This is a genomic window from Thauera sp. AutoDN2 (assembly GCF_051280715.1).
Taxonomy (GTDB): domain Bacteria; phylum Pseudomonadota; class Gammaproteobacteria; order Burkholderiales; family Rhodocyclaceae; genus Thauera.
Window position 1 is genome coordinate 1 of record NZ_JBNCAR010000076.1, and the last position, 2,690, is coordinate 2,690.

Sequence of the window (2,690 nt, forward strand, 5' to 3'; positions counted from 1 at the left end):
ACGACCAACGAGGCGAGCGTGGAGACGATGAACGCCACGCCGAGCGGCACGAACAGCCGCCCCTCCATGCCAGGCAGCGCGAACAGCGGCAAGAACACCAGCACGATGATGATCGTCGCGTAAAGGATGGCCGAGCGCACTTCCATCGTTGCGCGCGCCACGAGTTCGATCGGGTGAAGCCGATGGTCGTGATGCTTTGCGCGGTCCTCCTTCAATCGGCGCAGCACGTTCTCTACGCCCACAACCGCATCGTCGACCAAGCCGCCAATCGCAATCGCGAGACCACCAAGGGTCATCGTGTTGATCGACTGCCCGAAATACTTGAAGACCAACGCCGTCATGAAGATGGACACCGGAATCGCGGTGAGCGCGATGATCGTCGGGCGCAGGGTGCCGAGAAAAAAGAAGAGGATTGCCGCAACGAACACCGATGCGCCAATCAGCTTACCCTTGAGCGTGCTGATCGATGCCTCGATGAAAGTCGCCTGCCGGAAGGTCACCTCCGGCGCATCCATCCCGGCCGGGAGCGATATCTTCATCTCTTCGAGCGCGGTTTCGATCGAGCGAGTCAGGTGAATGGTGTCCGCCGTAGGCTGCTTCTGAATGCCGAGGATGACGGCCGGCTTGCCCTCGAAGCCCGCATCCCCCCGTTTGGGCGCCGCTGCGAAGGTCACGGATGCGATCTGACGCAGCAGGATCGGCTGGCCATCTCGCGCAGTGATCGCGAGGTTCTTCAGATCCTCCAGGCTCGAGGTCCGACCGAGATGGCGGATGAGATACTCGCGCCCGTTCAGTTCGAGAAAGCCCCCCGAGGTGTTCGACGAGAAGCCTCGAATCGCCCCTTCCAACTGCTCCAACGAAACACCGAGCTCAGCCATACGGCGGGTGTCGGGCTGAACCTGGAACTGCCGCACCTCTCCGCCAATCGGGATGACTTGCGCGATGCCGGGGATCGCCATCAGGCGCGGACGAAGAACCCAGTCCGCATACTCTCGGACCTGCATCGGCGAGATCTTCGCCGTGTCGATCGGGATCGCGATCTGCATGATCTCGCCCATGACCGAGCTGATCGGCCCCATGCGCGGAATCACGTCTTCAGGCAACCCTTCCTCCATGGCTGAGAGGCGTTCCGACACCATCTGCCGGGCGCGGAAAATCTCGGTACTCCAGTCGAAGGTCACGTAGATGAAGGACAGCCCCGAGCTCGAGGTAGAGCGCACTGACTCCACGCCGGGCAAACCATTCATGGTGGTCTCGAGCGGAAAGGTGATGAGTTGCTCGACCTCCTCCGCCGCCATGCCGCCGGCTTCGGTCATGATCGTGACCGTCGGCTTGTTGAGATCCGGAAATACGTCCACGGGTGTTCGCGAAAGCGTGAACGCACCGTAGGCCATCAGTACCAGGCTGGCGATAATCACCAGCAGCCGGTTACCAAGGCTGTTGTCGAGTAGCCACTTGAACATCGGATAGACTCCCGGTCAGCGGATCTGGTTGATCAGCGTGGCGGCACGGGAGGCGACCCGCTCGCCGGCTTCGAGGCCGGACGTCACCGCAATGTTCACGCCGTCCAGCGGCGCGATCGTGACGGTCCGGGACTCGAAACGTTCGGGCGCCGTCTTTACCCAGACGATGGTTTGGTTTGCCGAATTCTTCAGCACCGATGCTGCGGGAACGCTTACACCCTGCTGCGTGCTGCGCGACTGGACGAAGACCTCGACCGGCTGCCCCACGGCAAGAAAGGCCAGCGCTTCCCCTTCGGCTGCAAAGGTGAGCGGCAAGGCCTGCTCGCGCAGGCTGCGGGCGGCGCCGATGAAGGTGAGCGGGATCCGCTGGTCGCCGACCGCAAGACTTGCAGAGGCGACATCCGCCGCTATTTCTGGATCATAGGAGAGCGCCTCGACACGCAGCCGCTTCGGGTCGACGATCTCGAACACGAGCTCGCGCGCATCGACCACCTGGCCTGACACGGCGTTAGTCGATGCGATCACACCGCTGACGGGTGCGGTCAGGACATCACGGGCATTGAGGCCACCACCGATCGCTTTCGATCTGGCCCTCAGGCTGGCAAGCTCGCTTTCGGCCGCCTCGATCTCCTTGCGCGGTACCGTGTCGGCGAGTTCCTTCAGACGCGCAAGGCGCTTTTCCACAAGGGCCCTGGCCGCGTGCAGCTCGGCCAATTGCGCCATCTGGTTAGACCGCTCGATCTGGTCCGTCGAAGGACTAACGTAAGCCAGCACGTCCCCCTTCTTCACGGCCTGACCGACGCTTGGCAACCCCTGCGGGCCCGCCTCCAGGCGCCCAGCCACCATGGCCTGCACCTTTCCGCCGGCATTCGGGTCCATGACCACCTTGCCGGCCAGCGCGGTGGTACGCGGCAATTCGCCGGCTTCCGTAACCAACGTGCGAACACCGATCTGGCGTTGTGCCGGCTTTGGCAGAAAGACACTGCCATCGGCTTGCCGTTGTGGCCCATTGCCTCCTGCCACAACTGGACCTTCATCGCCATGATCATGGCCTTCGCCAGCAAAGGCATTCCACGAGGCACTGGCCGATACCAGCGCCAGCGCAGCAAACAGTACGCTCAGCTTCACGCGGCACCTCCAGTCGAGCGATTACGCGAATTCCCCTTGCGAAGCACAACCCAGCCGATGAGGCCTAGCACAAGCCCCCCCGCGCCTGCCCCAATTGCG

2 protein-coding genes are annotated in these 2,690 nt (G+C 62.8%); both read right to left on the reverse strand.

What is annotated here, in order from left to right:
• On the reverse strand, window positions 1-1,463 hold a 1,463-nt coding region (locus ACPT9U_RS17405), incomplete at its 3' end, for an efflux RND transporter permease subunit (protein WP_435751877.1).
• Between the two features lie 15 nt (window positions 1,464-1,478).
• Window positions 1,479-2,591 carry an efflux RND transporter periplasmic adaptor subunit gene (locus ACPT9U_RS17410; RefSeq protein WP_002924861.1) on the reverse strand — a complete coding sequence of 371 codons (1,113 nt, stop codon included), beginning with the start codon at window positions 2,589-2,591 and terminating at the stop codon, window positions 1,479-1,481.
• Window positions 2,592-2,690 lie beyond the last annotated feature (99 nt).